4 protein-coding genes and 1 pseudogene are annotated in these 3,371 nt (G+C 65.5%); 3 read left to right on the forward strand and 2 right to left on the reverse strand.

The annotated features are described in order from the left end of the window. Positions 1–189: 189 nt before the first annotated feature. Positions 190–537 (forward strand): annotated as a pseudogene (locus RMO04_RS17515) (site-specific DNA-methyltransferase); the annotation flags it as partial. 53 nt (positions 538–590) lie between these two features. On the opposite strand, the gene RMO04_RS17520 reads toward RMO04_RS17515, so the two are convergent. Continuing rightward, on the reverse strand, positions 591–1,007 hold the full coding sequence (locus tag RMO04_RS17520) for a DUF1801 domain-containing protein (RefSeq protein ID WP_309646053.1): 417 nt from the start codon (positions 1,005–1,007) through the stop codon (positions 591–593). Between the two features lie 260 nt (positions 1,008–1,267). Between RMO04_RS17520 and RMO04_RS17525 the strand changes: the two genes are divergently transcribed. Next, a complete protein-coding gene (locus RMO04_RS17525) occupies positions 1,268–2,284 on the forward strand; it encodes an NAD(P)-dependent alcohol dehydrogenase (RefSeq protein WP_309646054.1) in 1,017 nt (338 codons plus the stop codon). Between the two features lie 119 nt (positions 2,285–2,403). Further along, the gene (locus tag RMO04_RS17530) at positions 2,404–2,913 is read left to right on the forward strand and encodes a DUF6882 domain-containing protein (protein ID WP_309646055.1); all 510 of its coding nucleotides are present in this window, start codon (positions 2,404–2,406) and stop codon (positions 2,911–2,913) included. Here RMO04_RS17530 and RMO04_RS17535 read toward each other — a convergent pair. Then, on the reverse strand, positions 2,914–3,371 hold a 458-nt coding region (locus tag RMO04_RS17535; protein WP_309646056.1), incomplete at its 5' end, for an NUDIX domain-containing protein.

The raw sequence follows: 3,371 nt of genomic DNA on the forward strand, positions 1-3,371 counted from the left end.
TTGATATCGATCGCATGCGGTACGTCGCCGAATGCCTTGCCGGTCACTTCGATGTCGGGATAGCCGCGCTCCGTCCCACGGGTCGCAGTGGCGTTTGGCAATTTGCCCAGTTCTTGTAGCAAGAATTCCGAGAGCGAGACCGTGGTGGTCGATGTCTCCGCCGTTCCACCAGCAATAGTCCTGAAGCTCGCTCGCGAGCGGATCTCCAAGATCGTGCCGATGGCGCCGGGGGACCTGGAGGTCACCGGCTCCAAGAAATCCGAGCCCCGCGTGCCCTTCGGCCAGGTGCTGGAGGCGGGCCTGCTCAGCCCCGGCGACACTCTCTATTGCCCCAAGGGCGAACGCGTCGCCCGCGTCCGCGCCGACGGCAGCCTGGTGATCGGCGACTTGTCCGGCTCGATCCACAAGGTCGGCGCCATGGTGCAGTCAGCCCCGGCCTGCAACGGCTGGACCTATTGGCACTTCAAGACCGACAAGGGCCTGGCGCCTATCGATGTGCTGCGGTCCAAGATCCGCTCGGCGATGCCGGCGGCGTAGGGGGGCCGTCCCTCTCGGCGATCAGGCGGTCGCCTCGCCCGCGTCAGTCGGCGTCAGCTCAGCGCGTCCGTAACAACCTCCTCGAAGACGTGGAGGTCCACGTCCTTGGTGGATCTGAAACGAATGCAATATCCGGTAATCTTGGCCTTCCCGAGCCGCGATCCGTAGGTCCCGGACAAGAAAGTCTTGTCCTCGAGACCCATGACATAGACCGACAGCCCAGAGCTGTTGGCGCTCAAGCCGATCTTGTAGAACATTTTCGAACCGCCGTCGGCGTAGCTTAGCGTCGCCGTCCCATATCCAATGCTCGGGTTTGAAACGACCTTGCCGGCCTCGTTCCTGCCGTCCAGGAACCAGAGCTTGGCGTCGGGCGAGATCGCCAGGATACGCCGGTGCAGTTCGCGCAATTCCTCGCGCTTCGCAGGAGGCTGATCGTCGGTATACCTGTCGATCTGCTCACGCACGCCCATGCCGACGACCTCCCTGTCGAACTTCGCAAGACCGCAACGCCAAACGCGAACACCAGCCTCTCGTCAGGATGACGCTTGGGCCGGTGAGAAACCGACACGACAGGTCGACTTCCACGCCCATCGGCGGATGGCGCGCGTTCGCCGCTAGCCAATGCGCCGACCATGGGGTTGATGGCGCGGGACACCCGGTCAATGGAGGCCCTCATGCGCATGCCGTCCACTCGCCCGAGATCGTTCCGACGGCTTCGGAGCGCGATCCGATGAAGGCCTATCGCTTCGACAGCTTCGACAGCCTGGACGAACTCCGCCTGCGCGACGAGCCCGATCCCCGGCCACAACGGGGCGAGGTGCTGGTACGTGTTCACGCCGTCTCGCTGAACTTCCGGGATCTGGCGATGCTGCGCGGTCGCTATCCGCGTCCCTGCCACCCCGGCCTGATCCCCGTCAGCGACGCGGCCGGCGAGGTGGTCGATGTTGGTGAAGGGGTGAGCTCGTTCAAGGTCGGCGACCGGGTGATGGGCGCCTTCCATCCCCGATGGTTCGGCGGGGAGATGCCGTCCACCATTCAGAGTGACAGCTATGGCGCCGAGAGCGATGGGTGGCTTTGCGAGCTGAAGGCCGTCAGCCAGGAGGCCATCGTCCGGGCACCCGACGCCTTGACCTATGTGGAGGCGTCGACGCTGCCCTGCGCGGGCCTGACCGCCTGGACCGCGCTCACGGGTCCGACGCCGATCCGCGCCGGACACACAGTGCTGGTCCAGGGCAGCGGCGGCGTCTCGATCTTCGCCCTGCAGCTCGCCCGCGCGGTCGGCGCCTCGGTGATCGCCACCACATCCAGCGCCGCGAAAGCCGAACAGCTCAAGGCGCTCGGCGCGAGCGCGGTCGTGAACTACGCCGAGGACCCGCAATGGGGCCGCAGCGTGCGCAAGCTTACGGGCGGACGGGGCGTGGACCGCGTCGTCGAGGTGGGAGGTCCCGGCACCATCGCCCAGTCGCTGCGCGCGGCGGCGGTGGGAGGCGAGATCGCATCGATCGGCTTCCTCAGCACCGAGAACCCGGGCATCGACTTCTTCCAGCTGAAGACCAGCGGCGCGAGCTTCCGCAACATCACGGTCGGCGACCGCAACGGGCTGCTGGAGCTTGGCCGCGCGGTGCAGGCCTCGAGGCTCAAGCCGATTGTCGACCACGTCTTCGCCTTCGAGGACGCCAAGGCGGCGTTCACCCATCTCGAAAGCGGCAGCCACCTGGGCAAGGTCGTGATCCGCTGCGTGGATTGAGAGGCACGGTCGCGCGAGCTCGCCATCTCGTCTGGCTTCCGAAGATCGAATAAACGCGCTAAAGTCGCAAATGAGCTGCCCATCGCCTCTTAGACGTAGTGAACTCGTGGAGCGTCTCCATGTCAGACAAGCTCTTGGAACCGGAGAAGACATACGCCCGGAGCTGGGAAGAACTGAAGTTGAAGCAGGACTTCAACGCGCAGACTTGGGGCTTCGGAAGCATGGATCGATGGGACGCAGACCTCGATCTGGGCACGATCAAGTTCAGCAATGCTGACGGCTTTACAGTGACTGGCGATGTCCAGATCATCGGGAGCTACGACACGATCGGACAGACTTGGCTTTGGGCCTGGACCAATCCCTCCGTCCCGCCACGACTGGCCCATGCGGCGCAGGCCGTCCGCGCCTTCGGCGAGAAGCATGATATCCTGCGGTACAGTGAGGAGCACTTCAGCTGCTCTGAGGACGACGCGTGGAGGTTCACCGCGCTCGGTCAATTTCTCACCCAGGCTGCAGGCGCCTATCGAGGCTCTGAGGGCGCCACCGATGTCTACATGACCTTCGACAACCTCATCATCGTGAAGGCTGATGTAGCGGGCTTTGCGGGCCAACGCGTCGGCAGGGCGTGATCAGAGCGTCGCGTTAAGCCCTGCCTTCGCCGCCTTGAGGAACACGCTGGGCAGGGCGTGGAGGCCCGAGCGCGGGGTCCAGACGAACCCGTCGCCATCCCCCTCGGCGCGAAGCAGGCGCAAGGTCAGCGTGAAATGGGTAAAGCCGTGCTCTACCTCGCCCACGGCGCGCCAGTCGGCGTCGGCTGGGGCCGCATGGCGGGCCTCTTCGTCGCTCCAGACCACCCCGCGCCAGTCGCTGGTCGGCAGGGCCAGCATGCCGCCCAGCAGGCCCTTGGGCGGGCGGCGGATCAGGGCGATCTCATCACCCCGCATCAGCACATAGGCCACGCCGTAGCGATGCGGACGCGCCGCCTTGGCGGTCTTGCGGGGATAGGTTTCCGGAGCCCCGGTCGCCAGCCCAAGGCAATGCTCCGAAACCGGGCACCGATCACACAGCGGCGCTCTGGGCCGGCTCA

The organism is Phenylobacterium sp. (genome assembly GCF_031412415.1).
Classification (GTDB): domain Bacteria; phylum Pseudomonadota; class Alphaproteobacteria; order Caulobacterales; family Caulobacteraceae; genus Phenylobacterium.